Origin of the sequence: Eremococcus coleocola DSM 15696 (assembly GCF_000428865.1) — a bacterium.
GTDB classification, from domain to species: domain Bacteria; phylum Bacillota; class Bacilli; order Lactobacillales; family Aerococcaceae; genus Eremococcus; species Eremococcus coleocola.
On the sequence record NZ_AUAT01000002.1, the window covers coordinates 63904 to 86768 of the forward strand.

Below are 22865 nucleotides of genomic sequence, written 5' to 3' on the forward strand. Positions count from 1 at the left end.
AGAAGTAGTCCCCCTCAAGGTAAACTAATATTAGCTAGGTTAAAAAAACTGTATATGTAGAAAAACTCGGCCACTTCTTAGCATAAAAGTCTTAAACAAGCTTTTACAACTAAGTAGTGGCCGAGAATTATAATATTAAAAAATTATTTATTAACTAAATCATTAACTAATTGAACAACTTCTTCAGCTGTCGTACATTCAGTCACAGCCTTATGAGCCAACGCTTGAACATCTGGCATTGATAAGCGACTCATCAAGCTCCGCGTTTTCAAGATACTTGAAGCAGACATAGAGAATTCATCCAAACCTAAACCTAATAATAATGGCACAGCTGTTTGGTCACCAGCCATTTCGCCACACATCCCCGTCCATTTACCTTCTTTATGAGAGGCTTCAATTACGTTTTTAATTAAACGTAAAATAGATGGATTATATGGTTGGTATAGGTAAGATACTCGTTGATTCATCCGGTCAGCGGCCATGGTGTATTGAATTAAGTCGTTAGTACCAATTGAGAAGAAATCAACTTCTTTAGCAAATTGATCTGCTAAAACAGCCGCAGCTGGGATTTCAATCATGATACCTACTTCAATTTCGTCTGAAACTGGAATGTTTTCAGCCACTAAGTTAGCCTTTACTTCTTCTAAAATAGCTTTGGCTGCCCGAAATTCTTGTAAGGTAGCAATCATTGGGAACATGATTCTTAATTTACCATGGACAGAAGCTCTTAGTAGGGCTCTTAATTGAGTTTTGAACATATCAGGACGATCTAAACAGATCCGAATAGCCCGGTAACCCAAGAAAGGATTCATTTCTTCTGGTAAAGATAAATAAGGTAATTCCTTGTCGCCACCAATATCCATGGTCCGTACAACAACGGCCTTATCACCCATGGCTTCTAAGACAGCTTTATAAGCTTCATATTGTTCATCTTCAGTTGGGAATTCAGCTGAATCCATATATAAGAATTCAGTCCGGTATAAACCAATAGCTTCCGCACCATTAGCAATCGCACCCTCTGCATCCTTAGGCGTACCAATATTGGCCGCTAATTCAACATGGTTACCATCCGCCGTTACGGTAGGAACATCGACCAATTTAGCCCATTCTGCTTTTTGATCTTCAAAAGCTTGTGCTTTTGCTTGATATTCAGTAATTTCCGCTTGGCTAGGATTTAAAATTACTTTACCTTCTAAAGCATCCACGATAATCACTTGGCCATCTTGAACATGGTCCGTAATTTCTTTAGAACCTACAATGGCAGGAATTTCTAAAGAACGGGCCATAATAGCAGAGTGAGACGTCCGACCACCGATATTAGTTACAAAAGCTTTTACATACTTTTTATTTAACTGTGCGGTATCAGAAGGAGTCAAGTCATTGGCTACAATGATTACTTCTTCTTGAATGGTTGCAGGACTGGCTAATTTAACCCCTAATAAGGCAGCTAAAATACGTTCTGACACATCCTTAACATCGGCAGCACGTTCTTGCATATAAGGATTATCTTCCATAGAAGAGAAAATCATAATAAACATCTCAGAAACTTCTTTTAGAGCAGCTTCTGCGTTTACAGCTTCATCTTTAATCTTAGCAGTAACTTGACCCGTAAATTCAGGGTCTGATAAAAATAATAAGTGAGCATCAAAAACTTGAGCTTCTTCGGCCCCTAGTGATTCAGCCGCGATATCACGAATAGTAGAAATTTCGTGGGTTGCTTGTGCCACAGCCGCATCAAAACGAGTAGCTTCGGCTTCAACATCTGCAACTTTAGTCGTTTCAAAGCTTAAATCGGGGTCTGCTAAGAGATAAACAGGAGCAATTGAAATCCCATCAGAGGCAGCAATACCTTTTAACTCAGCTTTTGTCATTATTCAGACAAACCTTCTTTTTTCATGGTTTCTTCGATGGCGGCAATCGCTGCAGCTTCATCTTCACCTTCAGCAGTAATCACTACATCAGCACCTTGGCCAACACCTAGTGACATAACACCCATAATAGATTTTAAGTTTACTGATTTACCCTTATATTCTAAGTTTAAGTCAGAAGCGAACTTGCTAGCAGCTTGTACTAACAAAGTAGCGGGACGAGCGTGAATACCTGTTTCTGCTACAACGTGAAATTCTTTCTTTTCCATAATCAAAGTCTCCTTTAAAATTTAATATTCGCTGAGAAAAAATCAGCCTTTACTTATAGATAGTATCATTTTTGCTAATAAAGCACAAGAAATTTAGGAAAAGGCTTTAATTAAACCTCTTACAATAGCTTTTCCAGCTCAATGTCAGGATATTTAGATGTAAACCAATTTTCTGCAAACTGATTTTCAAATAAGAAGACCGGCCGATCAAAGCGGTCTTTGGCTAAAATATTCCGACTAGAGGACATCTTGGGATCCAAGTCTTCCGGCTTAATCCAGCGGGCAATCTTATGCCCCATTGGGATCATTTCAACTTCAGCATTATATTCATTTTGTAAACGATATTGAAAAACTTCAAATTGGAGTTGGCCTACCGCACCAATAATATAATCTTCGGTGTGGTAGGTTTTATATAATTGGACCGCTCCTTCTTGGACCAGTTGTTCAATCCCCTTATGGAAGGACTTCTGTTTCATAACATTCTTAGGCGTTACCCGCATAAATAATTCGGGAGTAAATTGTGGTAAGGCAGGAAACTTAACCACCTGTTTGCCCTCATAAATTGAGTCTCCAATTTGTAGATTTCCGGTATCATAAAGACCGATAATATCTCCCGCAACTGCACTTTGAACTTCTTCCCGGGTATCGGCCATAAATTGAGTAGTATGTGACATTGATAAGGACTTACCGGTCCGTTCTAACGTAGTTGACAGACCTTTTTCAAACTCACCCGAACAAATCCGAATAAAGGCAATACGATCGCGGTGAGCTGGATTCATATTTGCTTGAATTTTGAAAACAAAACCGGTAAAACGTGAATCAGCAGGATCAATTACTTGTTCATCTACAGTTAATGTTGCAGAAGGGGCAGGAGCTAGATCCACAAAGGCATCAAAGAAAGTTTGAACCCCGAAACCAGTTAAGGCTGATCCAAAGAAAACAGGGGTTAATTTACCAGAATTAATCCGATTTTGATCGAAAGGATTTCCTGCTTCGGATAGTAATTGAGCATCTTCCAGTCCTTGAGTATAGAGACTAGAGGATTTAAAGTCATAGTCCCCTTCAACTTGCCCTTCATCATTTAAAGGTAGGTAATGACTATCATCATCGCCCCGCCGTAATTCTACTCGGTGATTATATAAATCATATAAGCCTAAAAGACTAGAGCCCATCCCCATTGGCCAGTTCATTAAATAGGCATCAATGCCTAAGACTTCTTCTAATTCCTCGACCAATTCAAGCGGTTCGCGGCCATCTCGGTCCAACTTATTCATAAAGGTAAATATTGGAATGCCACGGTGACTCACAACCTCAAACAAACGCTTCGTTTGTGGTTCAATCCCCTTGGCAGTATCAATGACCATAACGGCAGCATCCACTGCCATTAAGGTTCGATAAGTATCTTCCGAGAAATCCTCATGGCCCGGGGTATCTACGATATTTACCTGATAGCCATCATAGTCTACTTGCATTACCGATGAAGTTACTGAAATCCCTCTTTGTTTTTCAATTTCCATCCAGTCTGACTTAGCAAATTTATTTGACTTCTTCCCTTTGGCCTTAACCGTGCCAGCTTGACGAATGGCACCTGAAAAAAGCAAGAGTTGTTCGGTTATCGTGGTTTTACCCGCATCTGGGTGAGAAATAATTGCGAATGTACGTCTTTTTTTAACCTCTTGGGCTAATTCCTTACTCATAGGTCACTTCCATTTCATAGTTTGCTTTTAATAAATAGGAAAAGGAGCGGGCAAGAAGCATGAAAATCTCTGATTTTCGCTACGTCTGCCCACCCCCGCACAGCTGATTAGGTTAAATTAAGCCGCCTAGCGACACCCAACCTAAAGTTAAATTCACCGTTCTATTTATGAATTATTTGAAAATAATAAGCGGATTTTTTCTTGATCACTCTCAACTGACTTATCTTCTTTATTCTCTTCTTTTTTCTCGTTATCAATGACATCAGAGATTAGCTTTTGTAATTCCGCTTTTTCAGCTTCACTCAAATTCGCTTCTGGACTGAGGTCTTGGTGACTCTTCCAGGCATCCATTGATTCAGTTTCAAAGTTCTCAACTTGGAGTGAAAATTGTTCAATTTTCTTCTTAGGATATATTTTATCAAAGTTAGTGGTATCGAGCATATCTTGGTATTCCTCTAAAATCGCTTGCATCCGATTTTTCATTTCTTTAAGCTGATCTTTAAGTCCAACCCCAGATTCAATGAGCCCCTGACTTTGAAAAACAAAATCTTCCTTATATTGAGTAATTTGCTCTTCCGTTTGATTTATCATTTGAACCGCTTTGTCATTTGATTCTTGGATAATTTGATTTCCTTTTTGCCGCGAATCTAAAATGGAGTCTTTAATGCTGGCTTCTAACTCTTTATATTTTTCAATTTCACTTTGAGCTTGAGCTAACTGTGCTTGTAGATCAGCTATTTTTTGCTTTTGTTCTCCGAGCAAATGATCAACTTGACTCTTTTTATAACCGAATAAGCTTGAGCTTAACTCTTTTCCTATTACCATCTGACTCCCCCCTTTTTCTTTTATTCAATCCGTTACTAATCTATTCTAGCAAAAAATCACAAAAGATTCATTAAATTATTGAATTAAATTCAAGAAGAAAGAAGCAATTGAAAAATAAATAAATACTGAGGTTAAGTCACTTAAAGTAGAAATAAAAGGTCCCGAAGCAACAGCCGGATCAAAACCTATCCGATCCATTAGTTTAGGAATCAGCGACCCTGCTAGATTAGCCACAATAATGGCCATCATCATAGCAAAACCAATAATAGCTCCTAAAAACAAATTATGTTGCCATACTAAAACAATAACCATGACCGCTAAACCAACCACTAAGCCCGTGATAGCTCCGGTTAATAACTCAAAAGATAAGGATGAAGTAAAATCATCTTCTTCACTTTTATTGGTCAGCTTGCGGACTGCAACCGCTAGGGATTGAGTTCCAGCGTTCCCGGCCGTACCAGTAATTAGGGTGACAAAAGCAGATAAGATTGAGGCTGAAGCAATGACATCTTGGTACTGGGAGATAACCGTAGAAGTTCCCATTCCCAAAAATAACAAGGTAATTAGCCAAGGTAAACGACTCTTTGCAGCTGAAAAAGGTGATAAATGTTGCTCTGATACATCGACGGCAGCCAAACCAGAGTAATCACTATCAGCCTCTTCCCGAATAACATCCATTATATCATCAACTGTAATCAGCCCTAGTAAAACTTGATCAAAACCAACTACAGGTAAGGCTAGCAAGTCATAATCTTGGACCATTTGAGCAACTTCTTCTTGGTTGTCATTCACTTGCACGGTAATAACTCGATTATTCATGAAGTCTTTTACCTGCTTATCTTCTTCATTTACAATTAAGTCCCGCAAGGATAAAACACCGGTTAACCTACCTTCTTCATCCACCACATAGACATAATAAATGGTTTCTGCTTCTGCCGCTTGTTTGCGAACTTTCCGATAGGCGTCACCCAAGGTGATATTTTCAGGAATCGATATAAATTCAGAGGTCATAATCGCCCCGGCAGTTTCTTCCATATAGGACATCAACTTAGAAATTTCGCGGGCACTTTCTACCGGCATCAGGTGCAAATAGATATTCACTTGATTACGGTCTTTCAATGAATTTAACACATCTACCGCATTATCGGAGTACATGGCTCCCAATAAAGAAGCTGCATAAGAATTCGACATCTCGTCAAAATAACCAATTACTGAGTCATCTTCGTTTTCTAACATATCAAAGATATCGGCTAACTCAGTAGGCGAAAGGTATTGATAAATTTTATTACGATCATCTACTTCCAAAGCCGCAAAAATTTGGGCCCGGTCATAATTATGCAAGGCCAAAAATTCAGTCCTGAACCGGGTCATCCGATTATGGGCTAATAATTGATGAATAATTTCAATATTTTCTTCTAAGGATCTTTCAAAGATTTCCATAACTAATTCCTCCTTAACTCCTTAGCTTTCTCAAGCTTGGGCCTCAAGCCATGCTTGCATATCAGCCGGTAAGGCTTGTTTAAGTATAATCTGCTCATGACTAAAGGGCTGTTTGAATTCCAGTTGGCCACAATGCAATGCTTGGCGCTGGATTTGGTCTTGATAAGACCCGCCATATAAAGTATCCCCTACGAGTGGACCTCCCAAATGAGCTAAATGCACACGAATCTGATGAGTCCGCCCCGTCAGCAGTTGTAATTTTAATAAAGTTGCCTCTGGATACTTATCTTGGACCCAAAACCGGGTCAAAGCAGGCCGCCCACTTACGTCTACTCTTCTTTGGATAATTGAATCAGGGTGACGGCCAATCGGCGCATCAATCAAGCCCTCCCTTGGCCAATCAATACCTTCTGAAATAGCATAATAGTACTTTTTAATGGTCTTATTCCTGATCTGTTGATCAAAGTAGGCATGAGCCAAGCGATGCTTAGCAATTAACATTAATCCCGAGGTATCTCGGTCTAAACGAGTCACTATATGAATCACTTGATCAGAGTAGCCCTGTTGCTGGTAATAACCTTTAATCCGGTTAGCCATGGACGAATCTGGATGTTTCTGTGATGGAATTGAAACTGTGTTAATAGGTTTATTTACCACCAAACAGTCTGGATCTTCATAAACGATTTCTATTGGGAGTTGAGAAGCAGGAACTGTTTCATGACCGAGTTCTGGTGCTGCTTGTACTTTCAATCGATCGCCTGGTCTCAAGCTTGCTCTGACTGTCACTGCTTGTCCATTTAATAATATACTACCGCCTCGATATTTAACTGCCGACAGAAACTTCCGCGGAATTCCCTGTGCTTGTAAAAAATTACGAACCAGTTGAGGCTGGTCGGCTTGATAAATCCATTCTAATTCCATACTATTTCCTTACTAGTCTATTATAATTTAATACTTGCGACCAATAAATGAGCCTTCAACACGGTTCCAAAAATGCAGGTGTTTAAAACTAGCAAAAGCAATTCGTTCTTGAGCAATCTGTACGCGAATGGCTTGAACCGCTTTATCTTCATAATGAAGATGGTCCACACTCAGAGAGAAGGCAGTTTTATCTGCGATCGGAATTAATTTAATCCATTCATCTTTAGCAATAATAATTGGTCCGCTTAAGGTACGATAAACCCGGTTATTAATTGAAGCCATTTCAGTCATTTGGAGAGCATCGAGTCTTGGATGGATAACTGCCCCACCCAATGACTTAGAGAGACCGGTTGACCCTGTAGGTGTTGCTACACATAAACCATCTCCACGAAATGTTTCAAAGAAGTAATCTTTAATAAAAACTTCAGAGACAATCGTTCCTTTATTAGACCTTAAAGTAAATTCATTCAAGGCCAAAAGCGATTCTTTCTTACCGTCCTTATATCTTAGGGTGACCTGTAAAAGAGGATAGGTAATGGATTGCCCTTTGGGTTGGCTTAGAAACTGAATTAATTCATCCATTTGTTGAGGTTGCCAATCTGTGTAAAAGCCTAGATGCCCCGTATGAATACCGACAAATTGAGCCTGGCTCAAGTATGCTTGAAATTGATGAAAAGCTTGCAGAAGCGTCCCATCCCCCCCAATAGTTACAATATAGTCTGGACTATCCTGATCATCGACGATCTGTAAACCTTTGGCTTGGGCTTTTCGTAAGAACTCCTCTTTCACCAACCGTGACCGTGAACTATTGTTAGTATAAATCAATAGCTTATTTTTCAAAGTTAGTCCTCCCATTCCTTGTTTCTTTCCTCATGACGTTTTTCGAAAAATCGAGTCGCCTCCTGGATTTCATTTCGAATCTCAGACATTTCTTCATCCAATAGGAAGGCAGCTTCTGAGGCTCTTTCTAAGCGTTTTAAAATATGATCAGGGTATTTTCCTTGATACTTATAATTTAAAGAATGCTCAATCGTGGCCCAAAAATTCATAGCCAACGTTCTGATTTGAATTTCACAAATGACTGGAATAACCTCTTGGGCTCTTTGAACCGGATATTCAATTACCATGTGGTAAGAACGATAACCAGATGGTTTATGATTAGCAATATAGTCTCTAATTAGAAGGACTTTAAAATCTTGACGTTTACTTAGTAAATCAGCAGTATAATAAATATCTTCGACAAATTGGCACATAATTCTAATCCCTGCAATATCTTGTACACCAATTAAAATGTCTTCTGGCGCAATTTGGCGAACTTCCATCTTTTCCAAGATAGACTCTTTTGATTTTACCCGCCCGGTTACAAATTCAATCGGCGCATGCAAGTGTTGGGCCTGATATTCTTGTCGTATTTGTTTTAATTTTAATTTAAGTTCTGAAACAGCTTGTTGATAAGGTGCTAAGAAAACCTGCCAATCTTCAATAAAATTATCTGCTATCATTTTTCTTGCGCCCCTTTCCTTAAGCTCACAGATAACATTTTAACATAAAATTCAACTGAAACTATATAAAATAAACAGAGATAAAATTATTATTAATTAATTTTTGAGCTTTCTATTGGTAATAAATTTTTTTCTTTGTTAACATGTAAATGAACGCAAAAGCAAGAAAGGAGGTCACTCGTGAGACAACAGAATTATCAAGTAGAATATAAATATAATGGCGTCCAAAATATTTTTGAATTTTATTTATTTATCAATCCTTTAGGCACTCTTTGTTATCAGTCTGAACAAGAAATTACCAAAGCAATTGATGTTATCTCCACGAATACTGACATCTATATCTTGCCCTTCCATAACCAGGATATCGTTAATTTATTTATGGAAAGGAAAGGGATTAAACGCTGCCATCTTGGTCTCCGAAACGAATTCTATCGTAAAATGTACCATGCTTCCCTGGCTTTTATTGCTGCTAGTATGCAGGGGCAGAAGAAAGGCCGACATTTTCTAATGGAAATGCAAGCCCAAGTTTCAGGTGAAATTGACCGTTTTGATAAAGCCTTAGTCTTAAAAATTGCCAAGCAATGTCATTTAGATTTGGAAACCTTCCGTCAAGATATAAATTCTGACTTTGTCCGAAATCTCTACCTAAAGAATCAAAACATTGCAAAAGAAATGTTAGTCCATCGCACACCTACCTTAGTGATTCAAGAATTACAATCAGGCGATGTACGTACCCTAACAGATAATGACATTGAATTTAATTCTATTCTGGATGAAACGGATGATATTGTGGCTCAGTACTTTTATCAAGTAGCCCAAGGGCCGGTACAAAAAACTAAAAAACACACCCAACTCCGTATCCTACGCAAAAAGTAGAATAAAAGGAAGCGGCTGGAACCTAAGATTGTTCCAGCCGCTTCCTTTTTCTATAATTTATAAAATTGACTAAGACAATTGACATCACTCATCTTCTTATATCTATCTGTTGTTCCTAATCCTTAGCTGACGTGAATTGGCTATTATACAAATCATAATAAAAACCTTGGGCCGCTAATAGGGAGGCATGGTTACCAGACTCAATAATATGCCCCTGATCCATCACTAAAATTAAATCAGCATCTTGAATGGTAGATAAGCGGTGGGCAATCACAAAAGAAGTCCGCCCTTCCATTAATTTATCCATTGCTTTCTGGATTAGGAGCTCTAAGCGGGTATCTACAGAAGAAGTCGCCTCATCTAAAATTAAGATTTTTGGATCGGATAAAAGAGCCCGAGCGATGGTTAATAATTGCTTTTGACCCAGAGATATATTAGAGGATTCTTGATTCATATGCATATGATAACCGCCTGGTAAAGTACGAATAAAATGATCGACATTAGTAGCTTTTGCAGCCGCTACGATATCTTGGTCTGAAGCATCTAAATTTCCAAACCGTAAATTATCCTGAATGCTTCCTTCGTACAACCAAGCATCCTGTAATACCATTCCAAACTGTTTACGATACTCTTGGCGGGATAGTGACCGGATATCAATGCCATCTACTTCAATAGACCCTTCATTTACATCATAAAACCGCATTAATAGATTGATTAGGGTGGTCTTACCGGCTCCAGTTGGTCCAACAATCGCCACAGTCTGACCAGGTTCTACTTCAACTGAGAAATCTTCAATTAAGGGTTTATCCGGACTATAAGAAAAAGCCACATCTTTAAAGGAAACCTGACCACTAAGAGCTTGCTGTAATTCTTGGTCATAAGCTTGAGTCTCTTCCTCAGCCTCTAGTACTTCCATCACCCGGTCAATGGCTGCGGTGGCAGATTGAACCATGGCTGATAATTGTGTAATCATTTGGATAGGTTGGTTTACTTGCCATACATATTGGGTAAAGGCCTGCAAATTACCAATTGTCAAACGTCCAGCAATGGTCAAAAGTCCACCGACAAGAGCTACCGCTAAATAAGCTAAATGAGAGACCACGGACACAAGTGGCATCATCAAACTTGAAAGAAAGGAGGATTTAAAACCTGTATCAAATAATTCTTGGGTAATTTGACGGAATTCAGTCTTAGATGAATCCTCATGGCCAAATAACTTGATGACATTAAAGCCAGTCAGGGATTCTTGCACAAAGCCATTTAATTTACCGAGAATATTGGCTTGCTTTTTAAAATGAGGCTGGGAGACTTTTACAATCGCTCTAGCGACTGCATAAGATAGGGGCATTGAAATTAAAACAATTAAAGCTAATTGCCATTGGAGAATAAACATCATAATTGCCACAAAGAGAATTGACAAGATAGCATTGACAACCTGGATAATCGCTTGCTGTGCAGCATTAGCAATCGCTTCAACGTCATTAGTAAAGCGACCTAACATATCTCCAAATTGTCGTCGGTCAAAATAAGATACGGGCAAACGATTAATTTTGCTCATGATTGCATCTCTCAAATCCCGGGTCATGGCTTGAACTGCTTCAGTTACATAGTAGTTAGACCCATATGTCCCCAATTGATTAATTAAACCCCGTAGGAAATAAAGTAGCAAAATCATTAAGATATAGCGGTAATTTAAGCCCGCTCCTGCTTGACCTTGAGCCATGGCGAGGACATTGGCGGTAATTTCAGTAATGGCAAGACCTAAAACGAAGGGCTCTAGGACATTAGTGATGACCGTCATAACCACACAGACAATCGATAAAATTAATTTAAACCGATAAGGTTTGAAGAAAGGCCAGATTTTTTGAAATGAATTAAGCATGATCTTCATCCCCTTCCTTAAATAATTGATCACCCTTCATTTGTGAGGCGGCAATTTCTTGGTAAATTTTATTTTCAGCCATTAGTTGTTCATGAGTGCCACGACCAACAATCTCCCCTTCATTTAAGACAATGATTTGATCAGCTTGGCGGATTGATGAAATACGTTGGGCCACCACAAGGACGGTCGAGTGTTTGGTAATTTCACTTAACCGACGCCGAAGTTCGGCATCGGTTTTGTAGTCTAAGGCAGAGAAGGAATCATCAAAAACATAGATTCCTGGCTCTTTCACAATGGCACGCGCAATGGATAGCCGTTGTTTTTGGCCTCCTGATAAATTAGCGCCACCTTCCGCTAAAAAGGTTTGATACTTTTCTTGCGTCCGTTCAATAAAATCAGATGCCTGGGCCACATCACTGGCCCGGATTAATTCCTTTTCTGAAGCATCATATTTACCATAGCGTAAATTTTCACTAATGGTGCCGGTAAAAAGTAAGGCTTTTTGCGGAATATAGCCAATTTTCTGCCGCAGGGCTGAAAGTTTATAATCTCGCACATCGACCCCATCGACTAATATCCGTCCTAGCGTCACATCAAAAAAACGCGGCACTAATTGAACCAAGGTTGATTTCCCCGACCCGGTCGAGCCAATAAAAGCCACCATCTGTCCTGGCTGAGCTTTGAAGGAAATATTATGTAAAACCGGACTTTCAGTTTCACCAGGATAGGCAAAAGTTACATTATCAAATTCAAGGTAACCATTGGTCTCAGTTTCGGTCACCCCATCTTCATTCGGTGAGATAGAAATTGGCATTTCTAAGACTTCAGAGATTCGATTGGCTGAAACATTGGTCCGCGGATACATCATAAATAATTGGGAAAACATCATAATTGAAAACAAGGCATGAAAGGCATATTCAATAAAAGCCACTAATACCCCAATATTTAAGCGACCTGCTTCAATCGGTCCTAAAGAAAACCACATAATTAAAATAATCATCCATATTAAAATATGGAAAAAGAGCGGATTGGCTAAGCCCATTAATTTAAATAAACGCCCTGCCACTTGGCTATAATGGTTGGTTTCCTGATGGAATTTATCTGCTTGGAAGTCTTCGCGACTAAAAGCCCGAATGACCCGTAAACCCGTTAGATTTTCACGAGCATATTGGTTAATTTGGTCCAAAGACTCTTGTTGTTCTTTAGAAATTGGGCGAGATTTCTTAGCAATCCAAACAATCGAAGCAATTAAAAATGGCATGGCAGCGAGTAGAATCCAAGCTAAAGAAGGACTGGTAGTAAATATCATAATGATAGATCCTAAAAACATCAGCGGCGTATTGAAACCTAAACGTAGGGTCATTTCCGTAAATTGCATGAGGACAAAGGCATCCGTAGTAATCCGGGTAACTAAAGAGGAGACCCCAATTTTTTCATATTCTTCATGCGAATATAATTGCAATTTTTCAAACATATCATTTCTTAAATCCCGAATCATTAAAGTGGTTAATTTGCTCGAAGCGTAGGATAGTAATACTCGCCCAGCTGCCCCTGCAATAATCACCAAGATCATAATAATAGACCAAAAATATAAAAGATTAACCTTTTGAGGAATAATCGCCTCGTTAATCATCTCTGCTAAAATCGTAGGTAAACCGAGGTTAATGAGAACGAAGAAAATTGCACCAATAAAATTTAAAAAAAGTAATTTTGGTTCACGTTTAATATAACGCCATATATGTGCCATAAGAGCCTCCTTTTCAATAGATATTTTATAGATATAAAAAAGATGAGTACCTACATCTAAAAAAATATTTTAGATACCAGCCCCATTTTATCATAGATATAATAAGAGGTAGAGCAAGCGGTGAAGGCCGGATACTCTACCCTAATAATTTAATTATTTAACAGCAGCTTTAGCTTGATCAACTAATGCTTCAAAAGCTTTAGCATCATTTACAGCTAAATCAGCTAACATTTTACGGTTCATTTCAATTCCAGCTTTTTTAAGACCATTCATTAATACTGAATAGCTTACGCCATGTTGACGAGCAGCTGCATTAATCCGAGTAATCCATAAACGACGGAAGTTCCGTTTAGTTTGTTTACGGTCACGGAAAGCATACATCCGAGATTTCATGACTTGTTGTTTAGCCATCTTGAATGAAATTGATTTTGCTCCGTAATAACCTTTTGCTAACTTAATTGTACGTTTACGACGTTGACGCGTAACGTATCCACCTTTAACACGTGCCATGCTTCGTTTCCTCCTCTAGTCTTATAATGATGAAATCATATGTTTAATACGTTTGTAATCACTTGCAGATACGAGTGATGCTTTACGTAATTGACGACGTTGTTTTTTAGTTTTACCGTGGAAACGGTGAGAAGTAAAAGCACGTCCCCGTTTTAATTTACCTGAACCAGTTCTCTTAACGCGTTTAGCAGTTGCGCGGTGTGTTTTTTGCTTTGGCATAATAATCCTCCTAGTTAATTTACTTAATTAGCACTTGGGGCTAAAATCATAAACATTGAGCGTCCTTCCATTTTGGGTTTAGATTCTACAGTAGCTACCTCAGCAGTATCTTCAATAAAATCTTCCAAAACATCACGGCCTAAATCTTTATGCGTAATGGCCCTTCCTCTAAAGCGAATGCTTACTTTGACCTTGTCACCTTTTTCCAAGAACTTAATGGCTTGTCTTAGTTTAGTTTGATAGTCATGTTCTTCGATTGAAGGACTTAAACGAATCTCTTTAACATTGACAACTTTTTGGTTTTTCCGTTGTTCTTTTTCCTTCTTTTGAAGTTCAAAACGGTACTTACCATAATCCATAATTCTTGCAACAGGTGGTTGCGCATTAGGCGATACTAAAACTAAATCAAGTTCAAATGATTCAGCAATCGTCAATGCATCGTTCAGAGATTTAACACCTAATTGATCCCCATTATCTCCAATAACACGTAGTTCTCGTGCACGGATTTGTTCGTTAATAGGTAATTCTTTAGCGATAATTTCCACCTCCATATTTGTTTGAGAGTGACAAGTTAAAAAAAGCCAGTTCTAACGAACTCGCTCCACATAAAATAGCATAGGTTATCCTTACACTAACTTTATTTGCCAATCGCTCTTGCTTATGGCGAGAAACGCGAGTTTCTACTTGTTTTCTCAACTTTTAAATAATAACACACGTTTCTTCCCTTTGCAAGGATTATTTTAATTTTTCTAATTTCTCTTTTGAAACTAGAATAACAATCAAGAAGATGTAGGCAGTTTGCACCCAAAAAATAGCCACATCCATCGTCCCATGCACCAATACAATCAAAATGTAAGCAGAAATCAAAGCAAATTCTGGTCTTAAAGATTTGTCCTTAAATAATGTGATTAAATGGTGCCATAAAGGCTTCAACAAAACCAGTATTAAAGTAGCCCCAAGAACTCCATAGTTAGCTAGGGTATTGATATATAAATTATGGGCGTGCATTTGAGCATAATCACTATATAGGTAATAAAAATTTACAAAGGCCATGGCGCCCCTACCAAAGAGTGGTCGGCTCAAGAAAATAGCTAGGCCAACCGCCCACAAATTAAACCGGTCTTGAAAGGCATATGTTAAAGTTTCCATCCGTGGGATGAGCCCCGGTTTCAAGGTTAAAACCATCCCACCAACTAGGGCCAAACCAATAATATACTTGACCCAACGTGGTTGTAACCAAGCTAACATCCAGATTAGAACAATAACTAAAGTAGGTAAAAGCATTCGTGATGCAGTTAATATGATTGAAATTAATACTGCTCCAATGGCTCCCGAGCCGAGTAATAACCACTTATGATTGGACTCTTTTTTCATTATATAAAGGTTGGTCACCAAAGCCATTAAACAATACATACCGTAATAATTAGCATTAAAAAAGGTTGCTTCAGCTCGGGTTTGAATATTGGCATATTTAAAAATATACCAAGGACCATAGCCATGACCTAGTGCATAATTCAGATAAGTATAAAGACACATGACAGTTAAAGGAATAATTGCCAGGGCAATCACCTTTAAGGATAGATAATAGGTTTTCGCTTTAATTTGCTGAAGATAAAAATAAAAGAAAAAGAAGCCAAAAGCATAGACTAAGGGGACGGTCATCCCCGAAAGTGTCTGATTATAGATACCTACTGCCAAACTATACAATACAAAAATATAAAAGAGAAAATTTTTCTTTATAATCGTCCCTAAATGTTTGCGATTTTGAATACATAGAAAAAGTGTATATAGGATAAATGCTGCCGATCCTAAATAAAAAGAGAGAAACATCAGAATCAAGATAAGTAGAAACATCAGTTGGTCCAATTCCCACTTATTCTTTTCAAAAAAATTACTTACTTTTTTCTTCATAGCTTCCCCCTTTCTATTGATCCTGGTTTTTATTATAATTTCTCCACGATTACTTGTCATCTATTTAAAACGATATTTTATGGATTTTCTATGAATTTTCAGGTATTTATTGAAGACTACGGTTTCACACCTAGTCAACCTAGCTTGTTTTCGTTATAATATCCTAGAACGATTTTATCCTAGGAGGAATGATTTTGAAATTTTCAAAAAATATATCACTACTGGTTCTTGCTGTGATGACCATTACTTTAAGTGCTTCAAGCCCTGCCACTATTTTTGCCCAAGAACTTAGTAAAACACCAAATTTTGGCAAGGAATCAACACTAAATACTGTTGACCCATATACTATGCCAAGTGATTATCCCCAAGAAATTCTTGACTGGTATAGGGATAATATGGATGCCCGTTCTTATATCGCAATTGATCAGGAGACAAATCGGGTTTTGGCTCAACAAGAGGGAAATAAACCATATCCAATTGCATCCATGTCAAAAATTATCTCTACTTATTTAGTTTATCAAGCAATCGACGAAGGTAAATTATCAATGGATCAAATGATTTCCATTGATCCAGCAATTATTGATAACTATACTTCAAATCCTAACTTATCAAATGTAGGTTTGGTAGCTGACCAAGAATATAGTGTGGAAGATTTACTCAATGGTGTGCTCCTGTCTTCAGGTAACGATGCTACCTCAGCCCTTATGTGGCAAATCTATGGTAGTGAAGAAGCAGGTGTCAATGCCATGAGCGACTTGCTACACTCTTGGGGCATTAATAATTTTAAACTTGTCTCAGTTTCGGGAACTCCTAATATTGAGCTAGCAGAAAATATCAGAATACCAGGAACAGGTGAAAACGATGAAAATACCATGTCTGCAGCAGACATCGCCTTAGTTGCTCAACATCTAATCACAGACTTCCCTCAAGTCTTAGATATTACTAATTCTGATTCTTATCAATTCAAGGCAGGTACTGACTACGAACAAACTTTGGTTAATAATAACCTTCTTAGAGCGGGCCAAGAGTATGGTCGGGACGGTATCACTGGTTTGAAATCTGGATTCACAGATGGAGCAGGCCGTTGTTTTGTCGCAACTTCAACTGAAAATGGGCGTAAGGTAATTGCTGTCACTATGGGGACCTTCACTGACCAATCAAATTCTTATTGGGAAACTGAAATTCTTCTAGATGAGTTGCTAAAATTCCCAGATCTTTATAAGAACGAAGCTCTACCTACCAATCTACCACAAGCAGATCCAAAAGAAGATGAAGCATCAGAATCTGACAGTTCTGAAAGCAACTCAGATAAGAAAGAAAAAACTTACGAAAACAAACGAAATAATCCACTGACTAATTTCCTAGGAAACCTGTTCTAAAACAAGAATATTGATTTAACAACTTAAGGGTTAGACTTTTATCCACTTAAAAGATTTTATAAGAGAAGAAAAGAAGCTGGGCAAAAAGCCCAGCTTCTTTAGTTAATTGAAAACAAATAATTTATCGCAGTAGTTGATTAGATGGAGACCACGTCGCAAAGCGACTTGTTCCATCCTAATCAACCTTGCGGGGGCGATCAGACGAAGCGAAAATCTGAGATTTTCTACTTCTTGTTCGCTCCCTTTTATTTATTACAAACGCCAATACAAGTATGACGGATCATCCATTAACTTATCACCTTGAATTCCTGAAACATCAATTAAGACCTTTTTAACTCGATCATCTTGGCTAAAGAATCCATCAATTTTATTTTTATCTAAATCTTTAAAGACTTGATGGGAAACGGCTAATATGATTGCTTGGCATTCTTTAACTTCAGCCATAGGTGACAGCTCAATATCATAGGCTAACTTAGCATCATCTGCATCAGCAATAGGATCTACCACTAGTGGGTCAATCCCATATTTCTGCATCTCTTTATAAATATCTAAAACTTTGGTATTACGAACATCGGGCACATCCGCTTTAAAGGTAAAACCTAGGATAGCAACCTTGGCAGATTTAATTTTTAAATCTGCTTGAATCATCAGTTTAATCAGGTTATCAACGACAAAGTGTCCCATTTGATCATTGATCCGGCGTCCTGAAAGAATTATTTCAGAATGATACCCTAATTGTTCAGCCCGATAGGTTAAGTAATATGGATCTACTCCAATACAGTGGCCTCCAACTAAACCTGGTGTAAAGGGAAGAAAATTCCATTTGGTCCCCGCTGCCTCCAAGACAGCACGGGTATCAATATTCATTCGATTAAAAATCATAGCTAATTCATTCATAAAAGCAATATTAACATCCCGTTGAGAATTCTCAATCACTTTAGCAGCTTCCGCTACTTGAATAGTTGGTGCACGATGAACGCCAACTTCTACCACTAATTCATAAACCTTAGCAATTAGCTCTAAAGCTTCAACATCTGATCCAGAAACGATTTTGGTAATATTCTCTAAGCGGTGAACCTTATCCCCAGGATTAATCCGTTCAGGTGAATACCCTACTTTAAAGTCTTGACCAAATTTTAAACCTGATTCTTCTTCTAAAATTGGAATACAAATATCTTCCGTAACCCCAGGAAAAACTGTAGATTCATAAACTACATAGGATCCCTTTGTTAAATACTGGCCCAGTGTCCGTGATGCGCCAATGACAGGCCGTAAGTCGGGTGTATGATCAGCATTCACGGGTGTTGGTACCGCAATGATATGGAATTTTGCTTGTTCTAATTGACTTGGATCACTGGTAAAGCGTACCCCTGAATCCTTAACCGCTTGATCACCCACTTCATTCGTTGGGTCGATTCCTGCCTGATATTTGGCAATTTTGTGTTCATTGACATCAAAGCCAATAACATTTAATTTTTTGGCGAAAGCCACCGCCAGTGGCATACCGACATAGCCCAAGCCGACAACTGCTAAGGGTACATTCTTTTGTTTTAAATCTTCGTACAAATTCATTTTTCTAGCTCCTAATCTCTTACTCTGGATAAAAAAGAGCCCGACCTCTTGTCGAACCCTTAATTGGCCTATCTTAAATTCTATAGGTTGATCCACCACTATTTACGATTGTTATGTTTATAACGATGGGTTAATTGACAATATCGTTCATACCATATATCAATAAATGCTGTATTAAAAGGGCCTTTTTCCTCTTCAATCCAACGTACTAACTCCTGGATTTGATACTTAATAATGGTATCAATTTCCTTAGAATAATGGTATTGACGTCCATGTAATTCGTACTCATCTAAGTCAAGCAAACGCTTTTCACCATCTGGGAAAACCTTAATATCTAAATCATAATCGATATATTTTAAAGCCTCCTTGTCCTGCACATAAGGCGAGGCCAAGTTACAATAATATGTAACCCCCTTCTTACGCAGCATGGCAATAATATTAAACCAAAAATGACGGTGATAATAAACAAGTGCGACTTCACGGGTCCGCCAACGGCGTCCATCAGATTCTGTGACAAGAGTGTGGTCATTACAAGCAATGATCGACTGTTCGCTCGTTTTTAAAACCATATTATCATGCCAAGTCCGATGTAATAAACCATCGTGTTTATAACTCTTAATAGTGATGAATTCACCTTCTCTAGGTTGTCTCATCACTGATCCCTCTTTCTTTCAAGCATATGGGGAAGCCCCATATATTCTTAACCATTATATACCACATTGAGGGAAAGTTACAAGGATAAGACTAATCGAATTGGCCAGCACTTTGGTGAGCCATTTGTAATTGATAATAGAAGCCTTTAGCCTGCATTAATGTTTTATGGTTCCCATGCTCAATGATATGTCCCTTATCCAAAACCAAAATATGGTCAGCATTTTGAATTGTGGATAAACGGTGGGCAATAATGAAGGAAGTCCGATTAACCATTAATTGATCAAAGGCTTTTTGAATCAATACTTCGGTCAAGGTATCTATAGAGGAAGTCGCTTCATCTAAAATTAACATTTTAGGTTTGGCCGCAAACACTCGTGCAATTGAAAGCAATTGTTGTTGTCCTGTTGACAACTCTGCTCCCGCTTTATCTAAATACGTATCATAACCTTGGGGGAGCATATCAATAAACCGATCTGCCTTGGCGGCTTTGGCGGCCCGAATAATATCAACCCGACTAAGGTTCGGATTAGCATAGGCGATATTATCCGCAACTGTCCCAACTTTAAGCCAAGTCTCTTGAAGGACCATACCAAATTGTTGGCGGATGCTTGCCCGGGTATAGACTTCAATATTCGTCCCATCTAACTCAATTTTCCCTTGGTCTACATCATAAAACCGCATCAATAAATTAATTAAAGTTGATTTCCCTGCACCTGTAGGACCAACAATCGCGACTGTTTGCCCAGCTTCAGCATTAAAAGATAGATTTTCAATTAAAGATTCAGTTTTAACATAGGCAAAATCGACTTGATCAAAGCCAATATCCCCCTTCAACTGCTCGCTATCAAAGACAGCTTGACCAGTTTCAACTTCATCTTTTTGGTCAAGTAACATAAACATTCGTTCTGCACAGGCTAGAGATGCTTGGATTTCAGAAAGCACACTAGAAATATCATTAAACGGCTTCATGTATTGATTAGCATAATTTAGGAAGGTCGTTAATTCTCCGACAGAAAAAGTACCTGAAATAATTCGCACAGCACCAGCAAAAGTCACTGAGGCATAGATTAAAGCATTGATGAAACGCGTAGTCGGATTGGCTAAAGCTGAATAGAAAATTGCCCACTTAGAATAATCTGCATAAGTGTGGTTCCGATTAATAAAGTCATTATTCATGGTTTGATGGTGATTATATAAGCGAATGACCTCTTCTTGCTGGACACTTTCTTCAATAAATGAAGCTAACTCTCCCCGACTTCTTGTTTGTTTTTGGTACATTTTATAAGAACGACTTGAGATAAACCGCGCCACAATAATAGACAAGGGACTTAACCCTACAACTAATAACACCATTAGTAAGTCTAGCCATAACATTGAAATCAAAGTAAATACAATTGTTAGAATTCCTACAAAGAACTGATTAAATACCATGACTAAACCATCGGCTAACTGGTCAGAGTCAGTGGTAAGCCGACTCACCAAATCTCCAGTTGACTGTTGGTCAACAAAAGATAATGGCAAACGATGGACTTTCTCTAAGGCTTCTTGTCTAAGACTTGAAACCATCTTATAGATCATTCGGTTATAGAGGTAAGGATTGAGGTATTGCAGTAAGGTAGTTACGCCAATAACCACTAGCATCTTTAAGATTAATAGGCTTAAAGCTTGAAAATTAACCTGGCTCGGTCCGACAATATAATTAACTGCCTGTCCAATAAGCACAGGTAAGTAAACCGTTAAGAGCACTTGAAAAATTGTCGCAATCACAATTATAGTAAAAGAGAATTTATCCTCCAACAAACGATCAAATAACCGTCGAGTCGTTGTCGACCCTTGGCGGTTTGATTGAACTTTATTGTTCATGGTCTGTCACCTCCATAACCGTTTGAGACGCATAGATTTCTTGGTAAGTTTCATTGTTTTCTAATAAATCATAATGATGACTCAGTCCCACAACCTTCCCTTCGTCCAAAACAACAATCTGGTCGGCCGCTTGTAAGGAGTGGACGCGTTGTGAAATCATAAGAATCGTCATATCTTGGTAGTTTCTTTTCAATTCAGCTTGAAAATTAGCTTCAGTGACATAATCCAAAGCTGAGGTTGAATCATCAAAAATTAGGATGGGGGCCTGTTTTAATAAGGCACGCGCAATGGCTAACCGTTGCCGCTGACCGCCAGAGAAATTCCGTCCAAAGGCTTCCACTGGAGCATCCAAAGCTTGGTCTAATTGGGACACAAAGTCCTTTGCTTGTGCACCTGCTAAAGCTTGCCACATTTCCTCGTCACTGGCTTGAGGATTGGCCACTAGGAGGTTAGACCGAATAGTCCCTTTAAAAAAAGCTATTTTCGCCGGTACCAAGGCCATCTGCTGACGAAGCTTTTTTCTTGAACCATTTGGAAAATAAGCTTGATTAAAGATAATTTCACCTTGGTCTGGTTGATAAGATTGGGTTAATAATTTAAGTAAGGTTGATTTACCTGACCCGGTTGCTCCAATGATTCCGATAAATTGTCCTGCTTTGATATCTAAATCAATTGAATCTAAGGCTAATTCATTGGCTTGAGGATAGGTAAAGGACAAATCCTTCATCTTAAAAATTGAGTCACCCAAATCACCTGTTTTAGCTGTATCGGTTGCTTGGAGATTCTCCACTGGACGTGTGATAATCTGACTAATCCGGTTAGCCGATACCATCGATTTATTAATAGTTGTTACGACCATGGCCATCTTTACTAATTCCACCAGAATTAACAGTAAATAATTAATAATCGCGACGGTCTCCCCTTGGGTCATAATGCCTTGATTGACTCGTCCCCCCCCCTGCCAAATGATAATCACCAAGAAGACATTAACTATCACATACGTTAAGGGATTGATTAAGGCGCCAATTTGCGCTACCTTGACTTGCTGACGGGTCACACTTTGATTATGGTCTGAAAACTCTTGTATTTCACTAGCTTGTTTGTCAAAGGCTTTAATCACACGGATTCCTTGAATCTGTTGCCGCGTTAATTGGACTAATTTATCAAAAACTTGCCGAATTGCTTGGTATAGCGGACTAGTCCAACGTAAAATCAAGAAGACCACCGCAAAGAGCAGCACAATCATCATCAAAAAAAACATGGATAAGGAAAAATTTAACCGCATAGCCATAAAAAAGGCCCCAAACACAATAAAGGGGGACCGTAAAAATAAACGCAAACTAGTATTTAACCCGGCCTGGACCTGAGCTGCATCAGCGGTTAACCTGGCAATCAACGACTCTGGACTAATTTGATTAACTGCCCCCTCACCCAGTTGAATTACTTGACTGTATAAATCATTCGTCAAATTTTCCGTAAATCCAACGGCTGCTTTAGCTGACATAAATTGTGAAGAGTCAGCCATAATTAAGGAAATAAAAGCGACCGCAAACATGGTTAGAAGATAAGGGTATAATTCACTGACTATTCCTGTTGGAATCGCCTGATCAATAATCTTAGCCACAATCAAAGGTACGGTTAACTCTAAAAGGGCTTCAGCTAATTTCAACAAGGGGGCCAACACAGTAACCAAGCAATATCCTTGGAAATATTTTAATAAAACTTTCATA

Annotated in this window: 20 protein-coding genes; 2 read left to right on the forward strand and 18 right to left on the reverse strand. The window is 38.5% G+C overall.

Annotated features, from left to right (window positions below):
- Positions 1-143 precede the first annotated feature (143 nt).
- The 8 genes from ptsP to G396_RS0101185 form a co-directional block, all read right to left on the reverse strand.
- Complete coding sequence (gene ptsP, locus G396_RS0101150) at positions 144-1871, reverse strand: phosphoenolpyruvate--protein phosphotransferase (RefSeq protein ID WP_028124785.1); 1728 nt, start codon at positions 1869-1871, stop codon at positions 144-146.
- Positions 1871-2137 carry a phosphocarrier protein HPr gene (locus tag G396_RS0101155; protein WP_006418248.1) on the reverse strand — a complete coding sequence of 89 codons (267 nt, stop codon included), beginning with the start codon at positions 2135-2137 and terminating at the stop codon, positions 1871-1873. The genes ptsP and G396_RS0101155 overlap by 1 nt, the downstream gene beginning before the upstream one ends.
- Positions 2138-2256: 119 nt before the next feature.
- A complete protein-coding gene (locus G396_RS0101160; RefSeq protein WP_028124786.1) occupies positions 2257-3834 on the reverse strand; it encodes a peptide chain release factor 3 in 1578 nt (525 codons plus the stop codon).
- Positions 3835-3999: 165 nt separating this feature from the next.
- The gene (locus G396_RS0101165; protein ID WP_028124787.1) at positions 4000-4659 is read right to left on the reverse strand and encodes a DivIVA domain-containing protein; all 660 of its coding nucleotides are present in this window, start codon (positions 4657-4659) and stop codon (positions 4000-4002) included.
- A 75-nt stretch (positions 4660-4734) separates the two neighbouring features.
- On the reverse strand, positions 4735-6099 hold the full coding sequence (gene mgtE, locus G396_RS0101170) for a magnesium transporter (protein WP_034907339.1): 1365 nt from the start codon (positions 6097-6099) through the stop codon (positions 4735-4737).
- A gap of 30 nt (positions 6100-6129) precedes the next feature.
- Complete coding sequence (locus tag G396_RS0101175) at positions 6130-7020, reverse strand: RluA family pseudouridine synthase (RefSeq protein WP_028124789.1); 891 nt, start codon at positions 7018-7020, stop codon at positions 6130-6132.
- Positions 7021-7047: 27 nt separating this feature from the next.
- Complete coding sequence (locus tag G396_RS0101180) at positions 7048-7860, reverse strand: NAD kinase (protein ID WP_028124790.1); 813 nt, start codon at positions 7858-7860, stop codon at positions 7048-7050.
- Between the two features lie 2 nt (positions 7861-7862).
- Positions 7863-8522 carry a GTP pyrophosphokinase gene (locus tag G396_RS0101185; protein ID WP_006418569.1) on the reverse strand — a complete coding sequence of 220 codons (660 nt, stop codon included), beginning with the start codon at positions 8520-8522 and terminating at the stop codon, positions 7863-7865.
- 180 nt (positions 8523-8702) lie between these two features.
- Between G396_RS0101185 and G396_RS09810 the strand changes: the two genes are divergently transcribed.
- Positions 8703-9398, forward strand: coding sequence for a DsbA family protein (locus G396_RS09810; protein ID WP_051221035.1), 696 nt, complete (start codon positions 8703-8705; stop codon positions 9396-9398).
- Between the two features lie 115 nt (positions 9399-9513).
- Here the strand turns inward: G396_RS09810 and G396_RS0101195 are convergent, their stop codons facing one another.
- The 6 genes from G396_RS0101195 to G396_RS0101220 all read right to left on the reverse strand — a co-directional run bounded on the left by G396_RS0101195 (position 9514) and on the right by G396_RS0101220 (position 15667).
- The gene (locus G396_RS0101195; RefSeq protein ID WP_428829636.1) at positions 9514-11280 is read right to left on the reverse strand and encodes an ABC transporter ATP-binding protein; all 1767 of its coding nucleotides are present in this window, start codon (positions 11278-11280) and stop codon (positions 9514-9516) included.
- A complete protein-coding gene (locus G396_RS0101200; protein WP_028124792.1) occupies positions 11273-13027 on the reverse strand; it encodes an ABC transporter ATP-binding protein in 1755 nt (584 codons plus the stop codon). Before G396_RS0101200 ends, G396_RS0101195 begins: the two co-directional genes overlap by 8 nt.
- 153 nt (positions 13028-13180) lie before the next feature.
- Complete coding sequence (rplT, locus tag G396_RS0101205; protein ID WP_006418269.1) at positions 13181-13537, reverse strand: 50S ribosomal protein L20; 357 nt, start codon at positions 13535-13537, stop codon at positions 13181-13183.
- Between the two features lie 21 nt (positions 13538-13558).
- Positions 13559-13756 (reverse strand): 50S ribosomal protein L35, encoded by a 198-nt coding sequence (gene rpmI, locus G396_RS0101210; protein WP_006418487.1) that lies wholly within the window; start codon positions 13754-13756, stop codon positions 13559-13561.
- Between the two features lie 23 nt (positions 13757-13779).
- Complete coding sequence (gene infC, locus G396_RS0101215) at positions 13780-14307, reverse strand: translation initiation factor IF-3 (RefSeq protein ID WP_006418226.1); 528 nt, start codon at positions 14305-14307, stop codon at positions 13780-13782.
- 184 nt (positions 14308-14491) lie between these two features.
- Positions 14492-15667, reverse strand: a complete 1176-nt coding sequence (locus G396_RS0101220) for an O-antigen ligase family protein (protein ID WP_028124793.1) — start codon at positions 15665-15667, stop codon at positions 14492-14494.
- 188 nt (positions 15668-15855) lie between these two features.
- Here G396_RS0101220 and G396_RS0101225 point away from each other — a divergent pair, with 188 nt between their 5' ends.
- Positions 15856-17046: a serine hydrolase gene (locus G396_RS0101225; protein ID WP_034907341.1), complete on the forward strand. Its 1191-nt coding sequence runs from the start codon at positions 15856-15858 to the stop codon at positions 17044-17046.
- Between the two features lie 252 nt (positions 17047-17298).
- Here the strand turns inward: G396_RS0101225 and G396_RS0101230 are convergent, their stop codons facing one another.
- The 4 genes from G396_RS0101230 to G396_RS09815 all read right to left on the reverse strand — a co-directional run bounded on the left by G396_RS0101230 (position 17299) and on the right by G396_RS09815 (position 22864).
- Positions 17299-18618: a nucleotide sugar dehydrogenase gene (locus G396_RS0101230; protein ID WP_028124795.1), complete on the reverse strand. Its 1320-nt coding sequence runs from the start codon at positions 18616-18618 to the stop codon at positions 17299-17301.
- Positions 18619-18716: 98 nt separating this feature from the next.
- Positions 18717-19271, reverse strand: a complete 555-nt coding sequence (locus G396_RS0101235) for a DUF402 domain-containing protein (protein WP_006418294.1) — start codon at positions 19269-19271, stop codon at positions 18717-18719.
- A 91-nt stretch (positions 19272-19362) separates the two neighbouring features.
- Positions 19363-21135, reverse strand: coding sequence for an ABC transporter ATP-binding protein (locus G396_RS0101240; RefSeq protein ID WP_028124796.1), 1773 nt, complete (start codon positions 21133-21135; stop codon positions 19363-19365).
- Positions 21125-22864, reverse strand: coding sequence for an ABC transporter ATP-binding protein (locus G396_RS09815; protein WP_034907343.1), 1740 nt, complete (start codon positions 22862-22864; stop codon positions 21125-21127). The genes G396_RS0101240 and G396_RS09815 overlap by 11 nt, the downstream gene beginning before the upstream one ends.
- Between the last annotated feature and the right edge of the window lies 1 nt (position 22865).